14 protein-coding genes and 2 pseudogenes are annotated in these 21,921 nt (G+C 58.1%); 14 read left to right on the forward strand and 2 right to left on the reverse strand.

What is annotated here, in order from left to right:
- The first annotated feature begins 229 nt into the window (after positions 1–229).
- The 5 genes and pseudogenes from ACIPUD_RS38810 (at position 230) to ACIPUD_RS38830 (ending at position 6,197) form a co-directional block, all read left to right on the forward strand.
- Positions 230–1,475, forward strand: a pseudogene (locus tag ACIPUD_RS38810) (IS3 family transposase).
- A gap of 417 nt (positions 1,476–1,892) precedes the next feature.
- Positions 1,893–2,226, forward strand: a pseudogene (locus tag ACIPUD_RS38815) (alanine dehydrogenase); the annotation flags it as partial.
- Between the two features lie 340 nt (positions 2,227–2,566).
- The gene (locus ACIPUD_RS38820; protein ID WP_446482856.1) at positions 2,567–3,898 is read left to right on the forward strand and encodes a Glu/Leu/Phe/Val family dehydrogenase; all 1,332 of its coding nucleotides are present in this window, start codon (positions 2,567–2,569) and stop codon (positions 3,896–3,898) included.
- Positions 3,899–4,439: 541 nt separating this feature from the next.
- Complete coding sequence (locus tag ACIPUD_RS38825) at positions 4,440–4,904, forward strand: thioesterase family protein (RefSeq protein ID WP_446482866.1); 465 nt, start codon at positions 4,440–4,442, stop codon at positions 4,902–4,904.
- A gap of 969 nt (positions 4,905–5,873) precedes the next feature.
- On the forward strand, positions 5,874–6,197 hold the full coding sequence (locus tag ACIPUD_RS38830; RefSeq protein ID WP_446482857.1) for a recombinase family protein: 324 nt from the start codon (positions 5,874–5,876) through the stop codon (positions 6,195–6,197).
- A 9-nt stretch (positions 6,198–6,206) separates the two neighbouring features.
- Here ACIPUD_RS38830 and ACIPUD_RS38835 read toward each other — a convergent pair whose 3' ends face one another.
- Positions 6,207–6,650: a hypothetical protein gene (locus tag ACIPUD_RS38835; RefSeq protein ID WP_446482858.1), complete on the reverse strand. Its 444-nt coding sequence runs from the start codon at positions 6,648–6,650 to the stop codon at positions 6,207–6,209.
- Here ACIPUD_RS38835 and ACIPUD_RS38840 point away from each other — a divergent pair.
- The 3 genes from ACIPUD_RS38840 (at position 6,627) to purU (ending at position 11,044) form a co-directional block, all read left to right on the forward strand.
- Positions 6,627–6,782 carry a hypothetical protein gene (locus ACIPUD_RS38840; protein WP_446482867.1) on the forward strand — a complete coding sequence of 52 codons (156 nt, stop codon included), beginning with the start codon at positions 6,627–6,629 and terminating at the stop codon, positions 6,780–6,782. The genes ACIPUD_RS38835 and ACIPUD_RS38840 overlap by 24 nt on opposite strands.
- An 851-nt stretch (positions 6,783–7,633) precedes the next feature.
- Entirely contained in the window at positions 7,634–10,126 is a 2,493-nt protein-coding gene (locus ACIPUD_RS38845; protein ID WP_446482859.1) for a GcvT family protein, read from the forward strand.
- A gap of 54 nt (positions 10,127–10,180) precedes the next feature.
- Positions 10,181–11,044, forward strand: coding sequence for a formyltetrahydrofolate deformylase (gene purU / locus ACIPUD_RS38850; RefSeq protein WP_446482860.1), 864 nt, complete (start codon positions 10,181–10,183; stop codon positions 11,042–11,044).
- A 299-nt stretch (positions 11,045–11,343) separates the two neighbouring features.
- On the opposite strand, the gene ACIPUD_RS38855 is transcribed toward purU, so the two are convergent.
- Positions 11,344–11,820 (reverse strand): Lrp/AsnC family transcriptional regulator, encoded by a 477-nt coding sequence (locus ACIPUD_RS38855; protein ID WP_446482861.1) that lies wholly within the window; start codon positions 11,818–11,820, stop codon positions 11,344–11,346.
- 12 nt (positions 11,821–11,832) lie between these two features.
- Between ACIPUD_RS38855 and ACIPUD_RS38860 the strand changes: the two genes are divergently transcribed.
- From ACIPUD_RS38860 to ACIPUD_RS38885, 6 genes are all read left to right on the forward strand, one after another.
- Positions 11,833–13,347, forward strand: a complete 1,515-nt coding sequence (locus ACIPUD_RS38860) for an NAD(P)/FAD-dependent oxidoreductase (RefSeq protein ID WP_446482862.1) — start codon at positions 11,833–11,835, stop codon at positions 13,345–13,347.
- A 124-nt stretch (positions 13,348–13,471) separates the two neighbouring features.
- Complete coding sequence (locus ACIPUD_RS38865; RefSeq protein ID WP_446482868.1) at positions 13,472–13,759, forward strand: cupin domain-containing protein; 288 nt, start codon at positions 13,472–13,474, stop codon at positions 13,757–13,759.
- 80 nt (positions 13,760–13,839) lie between these two features.
- Positions 13,840–15,051: a pyridoxal phosphate-dependent aminotransferase gene (locus ACIPUD_RS38870; RefSeq protein WP_446482863.1), complete on the forward strand. Its 1,212-nt coding sequence runs from the start codon at positions 13,840–13,842 to the stop codon at positions 15,049–15,051.
- 663 nt (positions 15,052–15,714) lie between these two features.
- On the forward strand, positions 15,715–16,851 hold the full coding sequence (locus ACIPUD_RS38875; protein WP_446482864.1) for a M24 family metallopeptidase: 1,137 nt from the start codon (positions 15,715–15,717) through the stop codon (positions 16,849–16,851).
- A 1,585-nt stretch (positions 16,852–18,436) separates the two neighbouring features.
- Positions 18,437–20,041, forward strand: coding sequence for an ABC transporter substrate-binding protein (locus ACIPUD_RS38880; protein ID WP_446482869.1), 1,605 nt, complete (start codon positions 18,437–18,439; stop codon positions 20,039–20,041).
- An 89-nt stretch (positions 20,042–20,130) separates the two neighbouring features.
- Positions 20,131–21,426, forward strand: coding sequence for a serine hydrolase domain-containing protein (locus tag ACIPUD_RS38885; RefSeq protein ID WP_446482865.1), 1,296 nt, complete (start codon positions 20,131–20,133; stop codon positions 21,424–21,426).
- The last annotated feature ends 495 nt before the right edge of the window (positions 21,427–21,921 follow it).

The raw sequence follows: 21,921 nt of genomic DNA on the forward strand, positions 1-21,921 counted from the left end.
CACCGGCCTCATGCTCGCGCAGCACGCCTATAATCTGCTCTTCCGTAAACCTGGCTCGCTTCATTTGTCCGTCCTTCAGAAGGCCGGACTCTAACTTCAACTGGAGGAAATCGGCAGGGGCAGGTCACTCATGCTCGCGCAGCACGCCTATAATCTGCTCTTCCGTAAACCTGGCTCGCTTCATTTGTCCGTCCTTCAGAAGGCCGGACTCTAACTTCAACTGGAGGAAATCGGCAGGGGCAGGTCAAAGTCACGCAAGAAGTTTGATGCCGTATTCAAGGCCAGAATTGCCCTGGAGGCGCTTCGCGAGGTCGCGACGGTGCCGAGTTGGCGAAGCGGCACGGCGTTCACCCGAACCAGATTTACGGCTGGAAGAAGCAGGTTCTCGACAATGTGGCGAGCCTTTTAGCGCGCGGTGCGAGCGCCTTTGGGGATGGCGAGGAGGAGCACGAGCGCGAGACGGCGAAGCTCTACACCAAGATCGGCCAGTTGACGGTTGAAAGGGATTTCTTCTCCAAGAGGCCCGGGCGATGAGTATTCCCGAGCGTAGGGCGATGGTCGAACGGCCGAGCGAGAATTTGTCGGTTCGCCGGCAATGTGCGCTGCTCAATCTGGCACGTTCGGGCGTCTATCGTCCCATTCCGGCGACCAGCGCCGACGATCTGGCCATGATGCGGCGGATCGACGAGTTGCATCTGAAGTGGCCGTTTTACGGCTCGCGGCGAATGGTGTTCGAACTCAACCAGGCGGGCCACGGCATCAACCGCAAGCGCATGCAAAGGCTGATGCGCGTGATGGGGATCGAGGCGCTGGTCCCGCGCCCAGGCACCAGCAAGGCCACGCCGGGCCACAAGATTTATCCCTACCTGCTGCGCGGTGTCAGCATCACCGAGCCCAATCATGTCTGGGCCAGCGACATTACCTATATTCCGATGGCGCTGGGCTTTGTTTATCTGGTGGCGATCATCGACTGGGCCACCCGGGCGGTTCTGGCGTGGCGGCTGTCAAACACGATGGATACGGGCTTTTGCATCGCCGCGCTCGACGAAGCACTGGCGCGGCACGGCACGCCGAAAATATTCAATACCGATCAAGGCGCGCAGTTCACCAGCGCCGCCTTCACCGGCAGGCTCGAGACCGCGAGCATCGCGATTTCGATGGACGGACGCGGTCGCTTCATGGACAATATTTTCATCGAACGCTTGTGGCGCTCGATCAAATATGAAGAGATACATCTGAAAGCCTATGCTGACCGGCACGAAGCGCGCGACGGCATCGGAACGTGGATGAACTTTTACAATCATCGTCGCCCGCATCAGGCGATGAACAACCAGTTTCCCATGGCGGCATGGCGAGCCGGCACGGACAGGATCGAGGCGGCGAAGACTGTGGATATGCCGCTTCGCTTGGACAACGCAAACGCGTTGCCCACATACCGACAGCAGACGCAAACGCAGCAGCAGGAAGCTGCTTGATTTGAACGACAAAGGCAGGCGCGACTACACCTTAACTTCGGCGACACCTGGTCCCAGGTATGGGGTCCACTTCAAAGCGGCCGCCGTTAATGCCCATCGCACTACACCACGTCAGTTTTCAGACAGACTCGGCTCCTGGATGTCGATGGCACAGACTAGATCGGTCCCACCAAAAGTCGTCTAGCAGATAGCCGTGCCCTTTCCTTGGCTGTCCAAGTGAGTGCTCGCCGCAATCGGTGAATCTGTACTGATTGATCCTGCACCGACAACCGTCAGATTGATTGCAGCTGTAGCATCTATTGGGAATTCTGCATTGCGCGCTAAAAATCGCTGAAATGCTGCGCCAATCGACGGATTGCGTAGCAGGTTTTAAGTCGTTCTTCGGAATATAAAGGTTCTCCATTTAGGAGACTGCAGATGAAGCTCGGCGTTGCCAAGGAAATCAAGACGCACGAATTCCGTGTAGGCCTGACGCCTGGAGCCGTCCGGGAGTATGGGGCCGCCGGCCATGGCGTGCTCGTTGAGACCAATGCCGTCGCTGGTACTGTCGCGACCGACGACCGCTATCGCAAAGCCCGCGCAATGAATGCGGCCTCCGCCCGCGAGGTGTTCGCGTCGAGCGAGATGATCGCAAAGGTGAAGGAGCCATAGCCTTCGGAATGGGTTCAATTGTGAGAGAACCAGATGCTGTTCACTTATAGGCGTTTTGGCGCCGGACTTGGAGCGGACCAAGGGTCTCCTGAAGTCCGGATGAATAGCGGTTAGTCTTTTGAATGACGATCCGCGAAGGATAGATGGTCTATTCCTGTGCCAGCATTCGGCGAACTATCCATCAGAGTTAGTTAGAATCGTGCCACACGCACCGCGACTAATCGGCCAGATGCTTTCCCCTGGTACTTCAAACTGTTCGCTGCCTCCTGATGTCTCAGATCGGCCGATATGTCGATCCTAGGCCAAGATGCGCTTGTTCAAATGCGCTTACTCTGGCTCCAACAGAAACAGCGTCGCATTGAGCCAGACGGAGCTGCGTACGGAGAGACGTGTATGTTCGAAAAATCTTCAAGGCATCGATCGGATAGGGACTATCAGAAATGACGGTAATCGCGGATATTTCATCCATCAGAACGGCGCCTGCTCGTTCGGCATCTTCGTCTGGACAATTATCCTTCATTGACTACTCAAACGCGGATGCGTGGCTTAGCTACCTCTCGCAAGTTAACCGAACGGCCGCATTTCTCGGTCCGCTCGGTCGGTGGATCGAAACCCTCACGCGACCAAAACGTGCCGTGGTCGTCGACGTTCCGATACAGCGTGACGACGGAACGATCGCTCACTTCGAGGGCTATAGGGTTCATCACAATACAAGTCGGGGGCCGGCCAAAGGTGGGATACGTTTTCATCAAGATGCGACTCTTTCCGAAGTGATGGCACTCGCCGCTTGGATGACGATCAAAAACGCTGTCGTCGGATTGCCATTTGGCGGAGGCAAGGGCGCTGTCCGAGTTGATCCGGCTACACTCTCCCGAGTAGAGTTGGAGCGCCTCACGCGCCGGTACACGATCGAGATTGCACATATTATCGGGGTAGATAAGGATATCCCTGCTCCTGACGTGAATACGAATGCTCAAGTCATGGCGTGGATGATGGATGCCTACGCCTTAACCAAAGGACAGGTGGTAACGGGCGTGGTGACTGGAAAGCCTGTTGAACTAGGCGGATCCCTCGGCCGCAAGGATGCAACGGGGGAGGGGGTCTTTATCGCCGCGCGGGAACTCGCGGGCCGACTGGGCCATGAGATCTGTAATCAACGCGTTGCTATCCAGGGTTTTGGAAACGTGGGTAGCGCCGCTGCGCGAAGCTTTGCTCAAGCCGGTGCCCGGGTTGTTGCGGTCCAGGACATCGACGGTGCTCTGTTTTGCGGAGATGGTATCGACGTCGATGGATTGTGTAAGCATAAAGAAAGGTCGGGGTCTATCCTTGGGGCAGGGTTCGGAGCCGAAATCGCGCGCGAACAATTTTGGCTCGTCGATACGGATGTTCTCGTTCCGGCTGCGCTCGAAGGGCAGATCACAGCTGGTGTCGCGCGCGCCACGAAGGCGAAAATGATTGTGGAGGGAGCCAATGGCCCAACCACGCCTGACGCGGACGCGATTTTGGCCGAAAGACGGATCCCTGTAGTACCCGATGTTCTCGCTAATGCGGGCGGAGTAATTGTCTCGTACTTTGAATGGGTGCAAGATCATTCTTCGTATTTCTGGCGCGAAGCGGAAGTTCGTGACAAACTGGGCCAAATGCTGACCGACGCCTGTGACAGCGTATGGCGGGCTCATCTTGAACACCAGGTGAGCCTTCGTGATGCGGCGTACATCTTGGGGTGCCGTCGCGTCTTAGCGGCGCGTGAGCAACGAGGATTGTATCTTTAGCAAGACTTCGGAGTCGGTCTGGAATAGGCAAACGAAAGTTAGGTGCCGCCGGTACAGCAGTATCTCGAACCGATTGGGACGGCACTGGCCCAGCAATCCGATGCTGGGCCTTTGTTTAATTCAGTGGACTGCTGAAGCATCTGTCGTGTGACGAACCCTTCCACGGATAGGATGGATCCGCTCCACTCTCGCCAAAGGCCGCACACAAAGCTCGTCGGATCAAGCTGTGGGCCCTCACCCCTAGAATGTGGGAAGACTGATGGCGGAGCGTCCAGCCCGAGCTCATTGCACTCCGCTTGGGGTCCGCGTCGTCAGCGACTTGAGGGGCTTGACGTTGTTGTCATAGGTCGCCGCGAATATCTGCGGCGCGGCATCGGAGCATCTCCTCGAAGATGGCCACGGGCCGCACGCCGGGAGCCGCCTTCAGCGTCGGCACCTCCAGGGCTACGGACCCGGCGAGACGCTTGCGAGGTGGGAACAGGAGCTCCGTAACCGTGCTCCCGAGCCCATCAATGATTCCGGCCCGCTCCGATTGCCGATCGTGGAGGTGCCGTCTCGCCGGCTCGATTATAACGGCCATGTCACGGAGGAGAGCTACCTCCAGCTGTCTGGCTTGGCGCTCGGCAAGCTGTTCAGCTACATCGGGCATGACGCGGACTATCGAGCAAAAAGTGGCAGTTACTACACGGTCGAGACGCATATGTGCCATCTCGGGGAACTGCACGCCGGGGATCGCGCCGAGGTGTTCACTCAGGTTCTCGGCGTGGACGACAAGCGTCTTCATCTCTTCTACGTGATCCGGCGCGAGGGTGACGAGAACCCGGCTGCTACGATCGAGCAGATGCTGATACATGTGGACGCGACGAGCAAACACGGCGGGCCAGTGAAAGGAAACGTGCGCCACCGCTTGTTCGAGTTGGCGCGACTGCACGCGCAGCTGCCACGTCCCGAGCGGGCCGGTTCAAGCATCCATATGCCGCTGAGCAGCTCGAGCTCGCCTAAGTAGCGCTCGTACACAATGCGCCCGCGATGCAGCACCACAATGCCGTCGACGTAGGTGTCGAACAGCGCTTCGTCGAAGTGATGGATACGGCCATCCGTGTTATCAAAGGTGAGCGCGTCGATCTCGCCCCCCTCTCGTCGCTCTCGAAGTGCGAGGGCACGCCTGGCCCGCGCCAGCGAGCAGGATCGGCCGGACGTAGCCGCTGAACGCGCGGAGTGGAGGCAGCTCATCCTTAGTCGGCATCCGTCGATTGGTGTTCATCGACGCGACGGGAGCCTCGACCAAGATTGCCCGGCGCTATGGCCGTTGGCATTACGGCCAGCGCTGTGTCGCTGCGCTCCCGCATGGTCATTGGAAGACGGCGACCTTCGCGGCGCGCTCAGAGCGACCGGCATGACGGCGCCAATGGTCCTCGATGGTTGCATGGATGGCCCTGCGTTCGAGGCTTACGTGACGCAAGTCCTCGTGCCGACACTCAGGCCCGGCGACATCGCGCACGGCTCGAGCCGGCTTCGAGAAGCTCTTGGCAGCGATTTGCGAGGGTCGGGTGGGCGCCGTTGTTTCGCTGGAGGCGTCGCGGCGCGCGCAATGGCCGCTACTGGCATACTTTGCTTGAGTTCTGCGGGTTAGTCGGAACACTGATTGTCGATGAAGACGGCATTTATGATCCTCGCTCGATCAACGATCGCCTCCTGCTTGGATTGAAGGGCACGATGAGCGAGATGGAGCTTTCAGTATTCCGGCAGCGTTTCCCTCTAGTCGCTTAACAGAAGGCACGCCGTGGAGAGCTCCTACTGACCGTGGCAGTCGGCTACGTCAAGGCCGAGATCGAGAAGGACCCAGATCGGCGCGTCCAGGATAGCATCGCCCTGGTGTTTCGCAAATTCGCCGAACTGCAGTCGGTTCGGCAGGTGTTGCTTTGGTTCCGGGAGGAGCAAGTCGTCGTGCCGGCGGTCGTACACACTGCACCACGTGCTGACCGATCCGGTTTATGCCGGCGCATACGTCTTCGGCCGGCGCGGCACGCGGGTTGTGATAGAAGGTGGCAGAAAGCGAGTCGTGCGCGACAGCATCCGTCGGAACTGCAAAGACTGGGAAGTTTTGATCCGCGACCATCACGAGGCATATATTTCCTGGGAGGAGTTCGAAACGAATCAGCGTCTGATCGCCAACAATGCCAACGGAAAGAGCTATTTGGGCCGCGGGGCTATCCGGCGCGGCGAAGCTCTGCTGCCTGGTCTGTTGCGCTCGCTGCGGCCGCCGATTGCATGTCGCTTATACCGGCAAAGGCGGTAACACCCAACGTTATGTTTGTCGCGGGCCATTCGGTGCCAAAGCCGTCAACAACTGCGTAGGCTTCGGTGGTATGCGTTTGACCGAGCCGTTGCCCAAAAGGTTCTTGACCGCCTGCAGCCGCTTGGAATGGAAGCGGCGCTGGCCGTCCTTGAGGCACAAGGCCAGGAGCACGGCGATAAACAACGGCAGGTCGAAAACGCTTGTCGGCGGGCTCGATACGAGGTGGATCGGGCGCGCCGGCAGTATGATGCGGTCGATCCGGATAACCGGCTCGTCGCCGGAGAGCTCGAGCGACTGCGGCGCGGCAATCAGGATGGAAGTGCGTAGGCCTCTGTCGAAGCGCCGAAATTTTCGTCGCTGCCGCGGGGTGTGCCGGGCTAGTCCGGGGATGATTGGCTTAAACTGGGCGCAGTTGTCATTGATGTTGGCATCGATCGATTCCACCGGCACCATCAACTTGTCGGAGATGTCGCTTTCGCCGAAGCTAGCAAGCGCGCGAGCTATATAACCCCCTCACCGCGGCGGCCTACGACCGTCGCCTATTTGCTTGCGAACACCGTCAGTGCGACAGTCTTACGTCGTTGATAGGGGATACAGCGCTGCAAATGTCTGGCGCTCCTCACGGAGCAGGTCCGTGCGGTTGACCTTCCAAAAGGAGGCTTCGCGCACTCGCGCTTAGGGGCGCTCTGTGCAATGGGCTGTCCTGGAGCCGCTAGGAATAGGGCCGCTCATTGATAGGCACGAAGACCATCGCTATCTGAACATGGATCTATTGAAGGAGCACAAGAAGGAGGCGTTACGCCAGGCGCCCTGAGGATGCTCGGGCCCACCAAGGGGATGGAGCCACCCCTCTCCGACGCCGTCGCTCGCCAGCGCTACGCTTTGGGGGCAAGCGAGCGACGGCGGTTCCGAGGGGAGGCATGGCTTCACCGCACCCCATGATCAATTTTGCAGAACTTGACGCACATAACTCGTGCCCAACGACACTTTAGCTCGCGACTGGGCACGAATCCATCGTTCGGCCTGCGACGGCTATCGGGTGTGCTAACATGAGGCGCCTCAGTCTTGTTCTTCGCCCACGGGTTCCTCCGTTCTGACTCGGCGCGACGCAAAGCGGCAAGTTGCCCAAGTCAGGCGCAGTTTTTCGGCTTGCTGGCCCCGCATATTCGTCAAATTCAAACGTTGGGCAAGGTACCTTACGTGCGCGCGTCGAATTTCCAGTTGAGCAAATCGTGGAAACGAGTGCGAGGGGGGATCGAACTTTGTTTTATTCCGTAGACCTCATGCCCTCCATCGCGCGCGGTCCGTTCACGAGCGACACCAAGTGTCGGGCTGAACAAATATTTCGAAATGCACTGAGTGAGCAGGGCGAGACTCATTCGCCTATGCCCGGCTGTGTCAACAATCGACACTCCCTCATTTCCCTGAGTTGTTGAATGCAAATCAAACTGCCCTCCCATGCGGAATATGTCATCGTCGGCGGTGGCATCATTGGTTTGTCGGTCGCCTATCATCTCACCCGGCTCGGGCATCGCGATGTCCTTCTGCTCGAACGCGACCAACTCACCTGCGGTACCACTTGGCACGCTGCCGGATTGGTCACTCAACTTCGAGCCAGCGAGAACATGGCTAAGCTGGCCCAATACACCGCGGGTTTGTTCCGCGAGCTTGAAAATGTAACTGGCCAGCAAACCGGCTTCCGGCAATGCGGCTCGATTACTGTTGCTGCGACACCCGCGCGTCTGGAGGAGCTGAAACGAGGGGCCTCCATGGGCCGCTCCTTTGGTCTGGATGTCGAGATCATCGATGCGGCCGAAGCAAGACGACGCGTCCCTTTGCTCGATGTGACCGACGTGCTTGGCGCAGCGTGGATTTCCTCCGACGGCAAGACGAATCCGGTCGACACTGCACGGGCCTTTGCAACCGGAGCTCGACAGGGCGGAGCGAAAGTCCTCGAGCGCGTGCCGGTGACCCGCATTCTGGTCGAAAAGGGGCAAGTCGCCGGTGTCGAGACCAGAGACGGTATTGTGCGCGCCGAAAGGGTTGTCATTTGCGCGGGAATGTGGACCCGCACGCTGGCCGCCGATCTCGATTGGACCGTGCCCCTGCACGCAGCTGAGCACTTCTATGTCGTGACGGAGGCAATTGCAGGTTTGTCGCCTGACACGCCGACGGTGCGCGATCTTGATGCGTGTTTCTATGCGAAGGAGGATGCAGGCAAATTGTTGGTGGGTTTTTTTGAGCCCTCCGGCAAGCCATGGGGAATGGAGGGGATCCCGCGTGATTTCAGCTTCGATTCGCTGCCTGATGATTTCGACCATATCGAGCCGCATCTTGCGAATGCGATGCGGCGCTTGCCATCTCTCACAAACGTTGGACTGCAACTCAACTTCAATGGTCCGGAGAGCTTCACACCCGACAATCGCTTCTTGTTAGGTCCGGCCCCCGACATTGCAGGGCTCTATGTGGCTTCTGGGTTTAATTCGTGTGGTATCGAGTCATCTGGCGGCGCTGGGAAAGTAATGGCCGAGTGGATGTCGACCGGAGTTCCTGCCAACGACTATTGGGAAATGGACGTGCGGCGCGCCATGCCGTTCCAACGCAACCGCCGGTATTTGCACGATCGAACCGGTGAAGCGGTCGGGCTCCTCTATGCTTTGCATTGGCCGCACAAATCGCCAGAGACAGCTCGTAACGTGCGCGTCTCGCCCCTACACGACCGATTGGCTGCTGCGGGCGCTGAATTCGGTGAGGCCGCCGGGTGGGAGCGGGCGCAGTGGTTTGGCGCTAACACGCACGCAACTTTCGATCGCGACGGCTGGTTCAAGGCGAGCGGAGCAGAGCACGATGCGACTCGTTCCGGGGTCACGCTGTTCGACCAGACCTCATTCGCGCATCTGCTGGTGCAGGGCAATGATGCGCTTTCGTTCCTACAGCGCCTTTCCACTAACGATGTTAACGTGCCAGTGGGGCGTGTTGTGTACACTCCCTGGCTCAATGAGCGAGGAGGCATGGAATCCGATGTCACGATCGCACGAACCGGCGATCAGGAATTCCTGGTTGTTACGGCAGCCGTGCAGCGCATTCGGGATTTAGCGTGGCTGCGAACGCACGCCAAACGCGCAGGTCACGCGTTCGTGACAGACGTATCATCTGGATACGCGTGCCTGTCCGTGATGGGCCCATATTCGCGAGAGCTGCTCTCGCGCGTGAGTCCGGCAGATTTTTCTGATACTGCTTTTCCGTTTGCCACCGCCCGAGAAGTCGAAATCGGCTACGGTATGGCTCTCGCGTTCCGCATGACGTTCGTCGGAGAGCTTGGATGGGAGTTGCACGTCGCGACCGATCAGGCGCTGGGTATCTATGACGCGCTGGTCGCGGCAGGTCGAGATCTTGAGCTCCGCCTGGCAGGCTACGTAGCACTCAACACTCTACGCCTTGAGGCGGGGTACCGTGACTGGGGCGCGGACGTAAGTGATGAAGATACACCGCTTGAAGCAGGCTTGGGATTCACGATTGCATGGGACAAAAGTGAGGATTTCATTGGACGTGCGTCTCTCGAGCCGCAGCGCACCCAAACTCCACGCCGGCGTCTTGTCCAATTGGCCACGCCACGGGCGAGGCCACTCATGTTCGGAACTGAGCCGGTCTGGCGCAACGGTGTGCTCGTGGGCTATCTGCGCTCCGCAGGGTTCGGCCACACCCTGGGCTGCGGTATCGGCATGGGTTATCTGCACTGCGAGGGTGGTGTGAGCGCTGAATGGCTCTCAAAAGGAGCTTTTGAGGTGGAGATCGCTGGCGGAAGGCACGCTGCTATCGCCTCACTTCGTGCCTTCTACGATTCCAGCCGAACGCGAGTAAAGGGGGAACATCGCAAAACCGAAGAACTCATCGCCCCGCAATTGCTCAGCGCGCGCTCCCATGGATGACTTCGGTCATTGCTCGAGGCAGCTTACGAGGGGCCGCCCACGGCGGTGACAACTATGTCCAACCGTTCGATGATCCTCGCTCTTTCTTGCCCGGATCGTCCAGGCATTGTGTCGGCAGTCTCGAATCTTCTGTTCGAGGCTGGCTGCAACATTCTTGATGCGCAGCAGTTTGACGATACCGACACCGGTCAGTTTTTCATGCGTGTTGTCTTCGATCGCCTCGAGCAGGCGAAGTCGGAGGCCGGAATCGCTGCATCCGTCGAGCAGCTCGCCCGACATCTCGACATGACATTTACTCTGCGGCAGAGCGCGGCTAGGAAACGCGTCATGCTGCTGGTTTCCAGATTCGATCATTGCTTGGCCGACCTGCTTTATCGCTGGCGCATCGGCGAGCTACCGATGGACGTGACCGCGATTGTCTCCAATCATGGTCGCGAGCACCTGGCGACCACCGATCTCGGAGACCTGCCATTCTACCATCTCCCCGTCACGAAGCAGACGAAAATGGAGCAAGAGGCGCAAATCTGGGAGCTGATCCAGGAGACCAATACCAATCTCGTTGTCCTCGCACGCTACATGCAGATCTTGTCGCATGGCTTCTCAGCCAAGTTGTGGGGACGTTGCATCAACATCCATCATTCCTTTCTACCAGGCTTCAAGGGAGCAAAGCCCTATCATCAAGCCCACGACAGAGGTGTCAAATTGATAGGCGCAACGGCACATTACGTGACGCCCGATTTGGACGAAGGGCCGATCATCGAGCAAGATGTCGAACGAATCACGCATCGCGACACACCAGATGATCTCGTTCGTAAGGGGCGCGACATAGAACGTCGCGTACTCGCACGCGCCGTACTCCACCACCTCGAGAACCGCGTTGTGCTGAATGGAAAAAGGACTGTTGTCTTCACCGGCTAATTGCAGCTCGGCGCGATGCGGAGCCACAGAGGTTATTCGTGTGTGCGGAATAGACATCAGAGCTGGTCTGAGCAAAACTGTCACCCCTCAAACCGCATCAAGGCGCGTCGCACGTTAGCAAAACAATGTCGTCAACTGGAGTTATTGGAGTTAAAGCTGCTTGGATCCTTCGACAGCGATCCTGCATGGTAAGCGGTGCCAGGCCCTGGAACGGATCGTACTCGATGGGAGCTCTGACGCGCTGTACCTGGTTTAGCGACGCAAAGGCGGACAGCACATAGCTACACGTCGTGTCAGCATCAATCGTGTGGCGGAATCTCGATTGGAACGGCAAAGCCAGCCTTCACCCGATCCATAATGACCATCGTCTTGACTGCCTTGATGTCTGGATTCTCATAGAAAAATCTCCTGGTGAACTGTTCATAGTCCTCCATGCTACGCGCGGTAACGTAGAGGACGAAGTCAGCATCGCCCGTAACGTAGAATCCATGGACGACTTCGGCCGACGATCTGATAGCCTTCTTGAACCTATCGATGATATCTGAACGCTCGCGCTCCAGGCTCACCAGCACGAGCATCTGAATAGGGTTTCCGACCGCCTTGGGCGCAACGATCGAGACATCGGCCTCGATGATGCCCTCCGAACGAAGTCTTTTCAATCTTCGTTGACAGGCCGTCGCGGATAATCCTGCCATTTCTCCGATTACCTCAGAGGTCAGACGATTATTCTTTTGCACGATCTCTAGAATGCGGGCGTCTATTCGATCGTATTGCATAACCGGCTCCAGGTGGAATTCGCCGCGAAAAGGCTGCCCAAAGCAGGAAATCATCCAAGTGGCAGAAAACTGCGGCGCAAATACTCTCAGAAAGCCACTATCCTGAATACATCGACATTTTTCAACAGGGCCGGGATGAATAATTTCTGGGTAAAACAGGCATTCGACCGATTTGGAAAGCCCGAGGTACGATCCTTGTCGGGGCACGTCACAGCCGACCTTACGATCGTCGGCGGTGGTTACTTGGGATTATGGACAGCGATCCGGATCAAAGAGAATTCGCCCTCGCTTAGAGTAGCCGTAGTAGAGAGAGATCTGTGCGGGGCGGGCGCAAGCGGGCGCAACGGCGGATTTGTAACTAGCTACTGGGCTAAATATCTCTCGCTACACAAGGCTTGCGGTGCCGAGCAAGCTAAGTTCATCGCAAAAGGCTCGGCAGATGCTGTTCTGGAGATTGGTGCATTCTGCAAGGACAATCGAATAGATGCGGAGTTTCGCGCTGACGGATGGTTGTGGACTGCGAGTTCCGCGGCACAGATTGGCTGCTGGAATAGCCTAATGGATGAATTAGCCAAGCATAATGTTCGGCCGTTCGAGGTCCTTGATAATGCAGCGGTGGCGCGCTTGGGGGGGACTGATCGCAACCTTGCGGGTGTCTTCGAAGCAGAAGCTGCGACGGTTCAACCGGCCATCCTGGCGTTCGGCCTGAGAAGTCACGCCGTGAAGTTGGGCGTGGCAATTTACGAGCATTCGCCCATGGTCCGCCTGCAACCGACCATTGCGCCAAAAGTAGTAACGCGGAAGGGATCGATCACGAGCAGTAAGGTCATTCTGGCCATGAACGCTTGGGGCGCCCAGTTCCCTTATCTGCGGCGGAAAGTGGCGATCGTATCCAGTGACATGATTGCGACCACGGCCGACGCCAAGAAGCTTAACGACATCGGCTTCACAAAAGGTGCGGCAATCTGCGATTCTCGGATGTTCCTAAATTACTATCGGAATACGCCAGATGGCCGCATCATTTTCGGCAAGTCGCTAGGTCACTTCGCGTTCGCCGGGCAGGTAGCTGATCGGTACGAAGGTGCATCGCCCAGAGCCGACGAAGTGGAGGCAAGCTTCCGGATGCTTTATCCGATGCTTGGCAGCATGGGCGTCGAAACATCGTGGACCGGGCCCATCGACAGGTCCGTAGATGGTCTGCCATTCTTCGGTCGCTTAGAAGATCATCCGAACATATTCTATGGAATCGGCTTTTCAGGTCAGGGCGTGGGGCCGACTGTTCTGGGAGGGAAGATACTGGCGTCGCTTGCTCTTGATCAAGCAAACGAATGGTCCAAGTGCGGATTGGTCCGTGAGGATGTGGACAAGTTTCCAATTGAGCCATTCCGCTTTGTCGGCTCCATTGTAGTGCGTGAAGCGTTGCGTCGGAAGGAGGGCCTGGAAGATCGCGCCCGGCGTGCCGACCCCTTTACCCGAGCCGTCGCAAACCTTGCCCCGGTGGGCTACGTTCCTTCGAGGCGCAACTGAGCTTGCCTATTAAACAGGAAAGAACATGATCCCGATTGTCCTCAAAGCTTCTGTCAACCTACCCGCGGGAGAGCTCGATATCGTCACTCCCGTGTCTCGCCCAATCGGTGAGCCGGTCTCGATCATGCGCAGCAAGGTTGCGTTCAAGTCGTCCACGGATGCGACTAGCGCAGGTGTTTGGGAATGCTCCCCTGGTAGATGGCGCCGTCAAGTTGCGGAAGCCGAATTCTCAACCTTTTTGTCAGGGCATTGCACATTCACCCCTGATGGTGGTCCGACTATCGTCCTAAAAACTGGTGACTCCATATATTTTCATCCTAACACAAGCGGGGAATGGGACATCATCGAGACGGTTCGGAAGGCCTACGTCATTCTTCCCAAGAGTACGCCCGAGGGTGTCATCGCGGGCTGAGCAGCCCTTGGGAGGACGCCCGGGCTGTACTTCGGTCCCGCGTCCTCTCCTGATCGCTGCTCGATATCTGAGGGGGTTCGATGTCCGTCCAGGAAAAGTTCGGCAGGTTAGGCACCGACAATGCTCCCGGCCAGGAGGGGCGTCAGAAAGTTGGCGATCTGCATAAGCTGATGCGCGGCGGGACGCTTGAGGGTGTGACCGTCGATTTCTCGCATGGCGATGTCGATGCTTTCACCCCGACACCCGGCTCCTTCGAGGTCTTCGCCGAAGGCGTGCAGCGCGGTGGCAGCCAGGCCTATACTGAATATCGCGGCGCGGGCGCTATCCGGGAGGAGCTCGCAGGCAAGCTGGCGGCATTCACCGGCGCGCCGATCGATATGGATGGAATGATCCTTACGCCCGGCACGCAGGGCGCGCTGTTCCTGGCCATCGCCAGCACCGTAGCCCGCGGCGACAAGGTGGCGATCGTGCAGCCCGACTACTTCGCCAACCGCAAGCTGGTCGAGTTTTTTGAAGGCGAGATGCTACCGGTGCAGCTCGACTATATGGGGACGTACGGAGAGGCCGGGCTCGACCTCGGCCAACTGGAAGACGCCTTCCGGCAGGAGGCAAAGGTCTTCGTCTTCTCCAATCCGAACAATCCGACGGGCACGGTCTACTCCGAAGCCGAAATTCGGCGGATCGCCGAATTGGCTGGCAAGTATGGCGTCACGGTCATCGCCGACCAGCTCTATTCGCGCCTACGCTATTCGGATGTCACCTACACCCATCTGCGCGCGAACGGCATCGACCCGGAAAATGTGATCACCATCATGGGCCCGTCCAAGACGGAATCGTTGAGCGGCTACCGGCTCGGTGTGGCCTTTGGCGCGCCAAAGCTCATCGAGCGAATGGAGAAGCTGCAGGCAATCGTCTCGTTGCGCGCTGCCGGCTACAGCCAGTCCGTGCTGCAGACCTGGTTCTCGGAACCCGACGGCTGGCTGGACGGACGTATTCGCTTGCATCAGGCCATCCGCGACGATCTTCTAAAGGTGCTGCGTGACACGCACGGCATGGAGGTCCGCACCCCTCAGGCCGGCAGCTACCTGTTCCCCCGCCTGCCCGACATTGTTGTCGCCCCGGCGGACTTCGTGCGCATTCTGCGTCTCCAAGCTGGCGTCGTGGTCACTCCCGGTACCGAGTTCAGCCCGCATTCTGCAAAGAACGTGCGGCTGAATTTCTCGCAGGATTATACGGCAGCGGTGAGTGCGGTCGAGCGGATGGTCGAGCTGATCGAGCGGTACCGCGCATGAGCAGCGCGTCCCTCGAATTCGCCCGTGCCGTAAGGATTGTATTTGCCCCCCGAGGCTCGGCGATTGATCTTCACAGCTGGCATGATGCTCCGGCGGGATAGAGAGCTTCGCGGGATCTGTCCGCGCGGGTGAGCCGGCTGCAATAGTTCTCGCGGCCCGTGAACGGCTTGCTGCGGCTTGGGTCCACTCTCGACGGCGAGCGAATCGCTGCAGTGCCGAGCCTTACGGTCTCCATCGGCACGGAAGCGGGTTTCACTATGCATTCCCAGCTGACCGACTGCAGCACAGAAAGGTAGGCGAGGGCAGTTGGCGAATCGGAAACAAGTCGTCTGAGACCGACTCCGGCCAGAGGTCAGTTTCTGGCTGAAGTCGGGTCCACTAACTTCGCTTCACAACAAGGCAGCCGCCTTCACGCCGGTTTCGCGAAGGTGTCGGGATTCGTTTTACGAGTTTCACAGGCTGCGGAGCCACCAAGAGTCCGTGGACCGCATGTGCGCAAACGCGTTGATCGTGCGGGATTCCTGCGATGCCATCGCCCTGAGTAGCGCGATACTGCTTACTGACGTCATTATTCGCGAAATCTCAGCAGGTCAGCCATCTTAAACTGGATATCCAAATCCGACCTTAGACCTCTCCGATCCCTGAAGCATACGGGAATAATCCATGAGCCAGCAGCTGCGCTTTCCTCCGCCATTTCCTGCCGAGGAATATCGATGTCGCCTAACTGCCCTCAGGTCAATCATGGCGGACCGCAAGGTCGATCTTCTCGTCGTCAATCAGTTCGAGCATGTCAACTACTTCGGTGGGTACTGGTCTACAGGATCAACGTATCACGGTTTGCTGATACCGATCGATGGCGAGCCGGTTGCAATTCTCCGCGCTGTGGATGCCCCGATCTTTCATGAATTGAGTTGGCTTTCACACTGTGTACCATTCGGAGACGACGAAAATCCCGTGAAGGTCGTCGCCGATACAATCATTTCTCGCGGGTATGGATCTTCGTCTATTGGCCTTGAGCTAGACAGCAACTTTCTTCCCGTGACCCGGATGCGCGAGCTCGAGAGCCTGTTGCCAGATGCGACTTTCCTCGACTTCTCCCGTCTCATGTGGGAATTGCGGCAGGTTAAATCAGAGCGCGAGATCGCCTACCTGGAGACGGCTGCGGAAATCTGCGACTGTGCGGTGAAGGCCGCGTTCGATTCGGCCAAGCTAGGTGTAAACGAGCGCGAGGTGTTCGCGGCCATGACAGGTGAGGCCTGGAGAAGCGGTGCGGACAACGGGCTCGTCGCAGTTATGTCCGCGGGACCTCGCTCTTCGATGTTGCACGCTTCGCTCGGCGACCGTACTTTGGCCGAGGGAGACATCGTCCATGTCGAGCCTGTGCCTCAATTTCGCGGCTATTCAGCTCGCATGCAGCGCCCGAAATCGATTGGCGCTCCGACCGATGACCAACTGCGAACGGCCGAAACTCTGATCCGTGTACAAGATAGTCAATTTCGAGCTATGAAGCCCGGCGCTGAAGCAAGAGAGATAGACCGGATCGTCCGTGAGAGCGTGCTTTCGGCTGGATTGCGCGACAGTTATACGAACATCACCGGATACACCCTCGGCTGCGTGGCTCCTCCCCGGTTGAGCGATTTCACCCGCGTGTTCCGTGCGAAAAGCGATTGGCGCTTACAGGAAAACCAGACGTTCCACATGTACACGTCTGCGCGTGGCATGGGTTTTAGCGAAACCATCGTCATTACGCGCGAGGGTGGAAGGCGCCTTACCAAAATGGAGCGCAAGCTTTTTTGTTGAAGTTACATCCGCCGAGAGAGCAATTAACGATTGTCGTATCTGCTACACCTGCTCTCATTGTTGGTTAGGCGCACGCCGAGTGGATCTCCGCTCCAGCTACCAGCAAGTGTACTTTTTTGGAGAAAAAAACATGCCAACACTAGGGGTTTTGTGCTTGTCGAACCAAGGCGTCTACAATGGCGTAGACCCGGACTTTGGCAGAGGCGTCGCCGATCCGAGCCGGTACGATGTCCCTCCCATAGTGCGACGTATCCCCGGAGCTTGGACCAGCAATGTTGTCCCCGGTGATCCTACGTACCAAGATGAGTACGTAAAGGCCGCCCAGCAGCTGGTACGGGAAGGAGCCGACGCAATCACGTGCGACTGCGGTTTTACGGTACGGTACCAGAAGGCAATTGCGTCGGCAGTATCGGTACCCGTATCGACCTCGAGTCTGCTTTTCCTTCCAATGCTGCTATCCAATCTGCCCGCAAATAAAAAAGTCGCCGTACTCACCTACGACTCGCGAAGCCTAGATACAGGCATAATGACTACGCTGGGCATTCAAGAAACATCGCGATTGGTCATTGAGGGGCTGGAGGGAACGGAAACATACGCATACATGTGGGCGGAGCGAGGACAAATCCGTGTCGCGGATGCTCTTGCCGACACGGACAGAATTGTTGAGCGTGTCCGTAAGCGCGATGACGTTGCAGCTGTTCTATGCGAGTGTACGTTTTTTGCGCGAGTTTCGCGTCGAATACGGTTGGCAACAGGACTGCCGGTCTATGATGCGGCGCTCAATGCAGCTCTGCTCGTTGCAGCGGCCAGCTAGCATTTCCAGGCAACTGCCAGCGCGCAGATGACAAATCAGGTGCCGACCAGCGCAGCACGATCCGCTCCCAGGGGCGGGACAGGATCGTGCGATCTTGTTCCAGGCGGGACGGCGCCAGTTGCCGAAATGGGACCAAAAAGATTAGTCCAGCGATAGCTGAAAGGTCCGGTTGTCGCGATGCACGCCGACCGGGGCCAAAGACGGCGAGAAGAATAGATGGGGAGAGACGAGAGAACTTCATTCACATGTTCACATGAGGGCGATCAGCAATAGGTCGGCAGCTAAGATGTAGTCCTTCGACTGCAACCGACCGTCCATCGTGACTAGAAGGCGGCCAACGCGGTGAAGAGCATACTTGGCTGTGCCAAGTCGAAAAATCGAAGCCTATCTCTCTCGCTGGGTGTCGCATGCCAATCCGGCCTCTACTGTATCTTTGTAAAAGCTATCCGCATTGGAGGATTAGGTTTTTAGGATGAAACGCGGCTTCACGAGCCGCGCACAATTCGAACTGGTTGCCCGAGGTGGCAGTCGATGACACTAAGCGCAGAAATCCTGCGGAGTTCACGGATAAAATCGTCTTTTCTGCATCTCAAAACACTTGTTTGGAGGATGCAAAAAAGAAGATGCACTAAGGTGAAGTGGAGGACCCGCACAACTTGCGAACAGGAACCGATCTGGGGCGGATTTACCGGTGGATAGTAAGAACGGATCAATCCACGCACCGGCAAGACTGGCTCGGATCATCCAGTACGACAGGAGACCGGAGTGAAAATGACGATCTCTCGACGCGATCTCATTAAAGCGGGCCTGGCCGCCGGAACAGCTATATCGATTCCGTCCACCCCGCTAGCACAGGTAACGCCAACCGCCACGCCGACGGTCCGCATGGTGAAATCCAGTGACCTGCGCATCTTCGATCCGATCTTCACCACAACTATTATCACCAGCGACCATAGCTTGGCGATTTACGACACGCTGTTCGCGCTCGACTCCAAGTTCATGCCGCAACCGCAAATGGTGGGGAAACGGGGCGTTTCGGACGACAGGAAGACCTATACGTTCCAACTCCGGGATGGTCTGGGCTGGCACGACGGCACTCCCGTTACTGCGGCGGACTGTGTGGCTTCGATCCGTCGCTGGGCTCAGGTTTCAGCGGGCGGACAACTGATCATGGCGCGGGCCAAGGATATCTCAAAGAAAGATGACAAGACCTTCACGGTCGTGCTCAAAGAGCCGCTGGGGCTTCTGACCGAGATCCTCGGAAGGTACTCGTCGCCAAACCCGTTCATCATGCGCGAGAAGGACCCAGATCGGCCCGCAACTGAGCAGGTAACCGCGAATATCGGATCGGGACCGTTCAAGTTCAACGAAGCTCCCGCCAAGCCGGGGACGAGTATCACCTACGACCGCAATGAGAAATATCTACCGCGCAGTGAACCGGTCGACGGATTCGCCGAGGGGAAGATCGTCAACGTCGATCGGGTCGTCTGGGACAATATAGCCGATGAGCATACTGCTCTCGCGGCCTTGCAGTCGGGCGAAATTGATTTCATGGAGTCGCCGCCCGCTGATCTTTACTCGGTGATCGAGAGCGATCCCAACCTTGCACTCCAAGTCCTGAACAAAACAGGTTCAGTACTCCACCTGCGCTTGAACTGTCTGCAGAAGCCATTCGACAATGTGAAGGCGCGCCAGGCCATGCTTCACCTCATTAATCAGGAGGAGTTCATGCGTGCCGCGATTGGGGACCCAAAGTACTTCCACACGGTCACTTCAATATTCGGAAACGGTACACACTATTCCAATGACGAAAATACCGGATGGTACGACAAGGATGGTGATCCGGAAAAAGCCAAGCAACTCTTCGAGGAGGCTGGATATGCAGGCGAAAGGGTGGTCATTCTCCAACCTACAAATATAGGGTTTATCAGCAACGCGTCGCAGCTTCTGGCGGCCACGCTACGTAAGAGCGGCGTCAATGCCGAACTCGCCCCGAGCAACTGGGGCGAAGTCGTCTCGCGCCGCGCTAACAAGAGCTCGGTTGAGAACGGCGGCTGGAGCATCTTCATCACGAGCGAATCCGGTTTCTCCCGCACCGATCCGCCTGCCAACCCTGCGTTACTCGCGAATGGCGACAGAGGCTGGTACGGCTGGCCTAAGAGCGACGAGTATGAGGCTCTTCGAGCCAAATGGACCGATGTCGAAACGGTAGATGAGCGAGAGGCGCTGGCCCGCAAGATGCAACAGGTATGGTGGGACTTCGCCGGCGACGTTCTGTTGGGGCAATATCTCGCGCCAATCGCGCGCCGCAAGACGCTGGACGGTCTGATCGAGATGCCGGGGCTTACCCCGATGTGGAACATGCAAAAAACCTGACGGCACAATAGCCGCTTACGTGCAGGATCGACGAGCGTCTCTGACTAGACGAGCGATTTAGAAGAAGACCGAAAAATCTGGAGCTAGCTATGACGAACCTTGAATTTCGCGCACCTCCCGGCGAACTCGAGAAGGGCATGCTCGAGTTCGGGGGCAAGCGCTACCTCGACGGCCGCGCGTCCGATCCGCGCGAGCTGGGCTGGATGCGCGGCGCGCCGCCGCCTTCAGACAAGCGCATCACATTCGAGAGCGACACATATTTCGATTTTCCGCAGAACCGTTGGTCCCTGTCACACATGCGCGAACTCGTAGCCACGGTGAACGTGTGGCGCGGGCGGGGCATGCCTTCCCAGTTCGAGCGCAGTGACAAGTCGGCGCAGATCGACGCACTCAAATTTGCAGACATGGATGGGCGCACCCGCCGCTTTGACGAAGCGCTGTTCGACACCTATACCGACGGTATCTTGGTACTTCATCGCGGGCGCATCGTGTACGAGCGCTACTTCGGCGCGCTTGAGCCGCACCTACCGCATGCGTGCTACTCGGTCACGAAGTCGTACGCGGGCACGCTCGCCGCAACGTTCGTCCACGAAGGCGTGCTCGACGATTCGAAGATGATTTCGCACTATCTGCCCGAAATGCAGGGCACGGCGTGGCAAGATGCCACGCTGCGCCACGTCATGGACATGCAGACCGGTTTGGCTCACACAGAGGACTATGCCCCCGGCGAGCGCGCGAGCGACGTCTGGGCGTATAGGATCGCCTTCGGTCGGCGTCCGCGGCCGGTCGGCTACGATGGGCCGGGGACCTCGTGCGATTACCTGCGCACGGTGCGCAAGGAGGGCGCGCACGGCAAAGCCTTCGCCTACAAGAGCGTCAACACCGATGTGTTGGCCTGGGTAATGGCGCGCGTGACCGGCCGCTCGTTCGCGCAACTGCTGCACGAGCGACTTTGGGCGCTGCTCGGCTGCGAGGAGGACGGCTATCTCATCGTAGATCCGGCCGGCACGCCGTCGGCTGGCGGCGGCCTGAGCGCAACCCTCCGCGACCTTGCGCGCTTTGGCGAGCTGATCCGGCGCGAAGGCGATTGGCATGGCAAGCAACTGATTCCGGCGTCCGTCGTGCACGATGTGCAAGAAGGAGACCATCCGGCGAAACTCACCGGCGGCTACTCCTATCGTAGCCAGTGGTGGGTGTCGCATAACGAATTGGACGCGATCGAAGCACGTGGCTTATACGGTCAGCGTATATATGTCGCGCCGAAGGCGGAGATGGTGATCGCACGTTTCGCGTCGCACCCGCTAGGGCCGGCCGTTCACAACGACACAATTAGCGTACCGCAAATGCTGGCACTCGGGCGAATGCTGCGCGCGAATGATCGATAGGACGAACAGGCCTGAGTTCAAGCGCCGCCTCGGGCGCGTGGTGCGCGTCACACAGCCTCAACGAAGATGGAACGGGATTCCAGCATCGGTATGGGCTCCGTGGAAAGCCCGCGGCTGGGGCGATTTAGCATATTTTGGCCGATTCCAAGCTGAAGGCTCAGGTGAACGAATCGGCTCCGAGCGTTGCCTCCGATCTTCTCTCGGGAATGTTCGCATGAAGGATACCTGTTAGATGATCTCTGGTACGAGACAGTCCAGCCATATCATTTGCGCGCCCGCGAACGGGCCCTGTTCCCAAGCCAATAGAAACGGCGGCAGCCGACTCGGCGGCCGTTTGGAGTTTGAAGATGCCGTCGGCGATGTCTATGGGGCTCCGCGGATTCAGCCTCCGGATCAAGCCAGGAGAGCGCATTCAAAGCGTGGCGACCGGTAATTTCAGCTCGCCGGCACGCGATCTCCAGCGGTCATTACCTTGCCTCGCACGCTGGATTTGAG

The sequence above is a fragment of the Bradyrhizobium sp. CAR08 genome (genome assembly GCF_052871955.1).

Coding starts and splice junctions, on each gene's coding strand:
- ACIPUD_RS38835 (WP_446482858.1), bottom strand. CDS start 6,650: ATGGTGCCGGTGGAATCGATCGATGCCAACATCAATGACAACTGCGCC.
- ACIPUD_RS38875 (WP_446482864.1), top strand. CDS start 15,715: ATGAGCCAGCAGCTGCGCTTTCCTCCGCCATTTCCTGCCGAGGAATAT.
- ACIPUD_RS38845 (WP_446482859.1), top strand. CDS start 7,634: ATGCAAATCAAACTGCCCTCCCATGCGGAATATGTCATCGTCGGCGGT.
- purU (WP_446482860.1), top strand. CDS start 10,181: ATGTCCAACCGTTCGATGATCCTCGCTCTTTCTTGCCCGGATCGTCCA.
- ACIPUD_RS38820 (WP_446482856.1), top strand. CDS start 2,567: ATGACGGTAATCGCGGATATTTCATCCATCAGAACGGCGCCTGCTCGT.
- ACIPUD_RS38865 (WP_446482868.1), top strand. CDS start 13,472: ATGCGCAGCAAGGTTGCGTTCAAGTCGTCCACGGATGCGACTAGCGCA.
- ACIPUD_RS38870 (WP_446482863.1), top strand. CDS start 13,840: ATGTCCGTCCAGGAAAAGTTCGGCAGGTTAGGCACCGACAATGCTCCC.
- ACIPUD_RS38855 (WP_446482861.1), bottom strand. CDS start 11,820: ATGCAATACGATCGAATAGACGCCCGCATTCTAGAGATCGTGCAAAAG.
- ACIPUD_RS38885 (WP_446482865.1), top strand. CDS start 20,131: ATGACGAACCTTGAATTTCGCGCACCTCCCGGCGAACTCGAGAAGGGC.
- ACIPUD_RS38880 (WP_446482869.1), top strand. CDS start 18,437: ATGACGATCTCTCGACGCGATCTCATTAAAGCGGGCCTGGCCGCCGGA.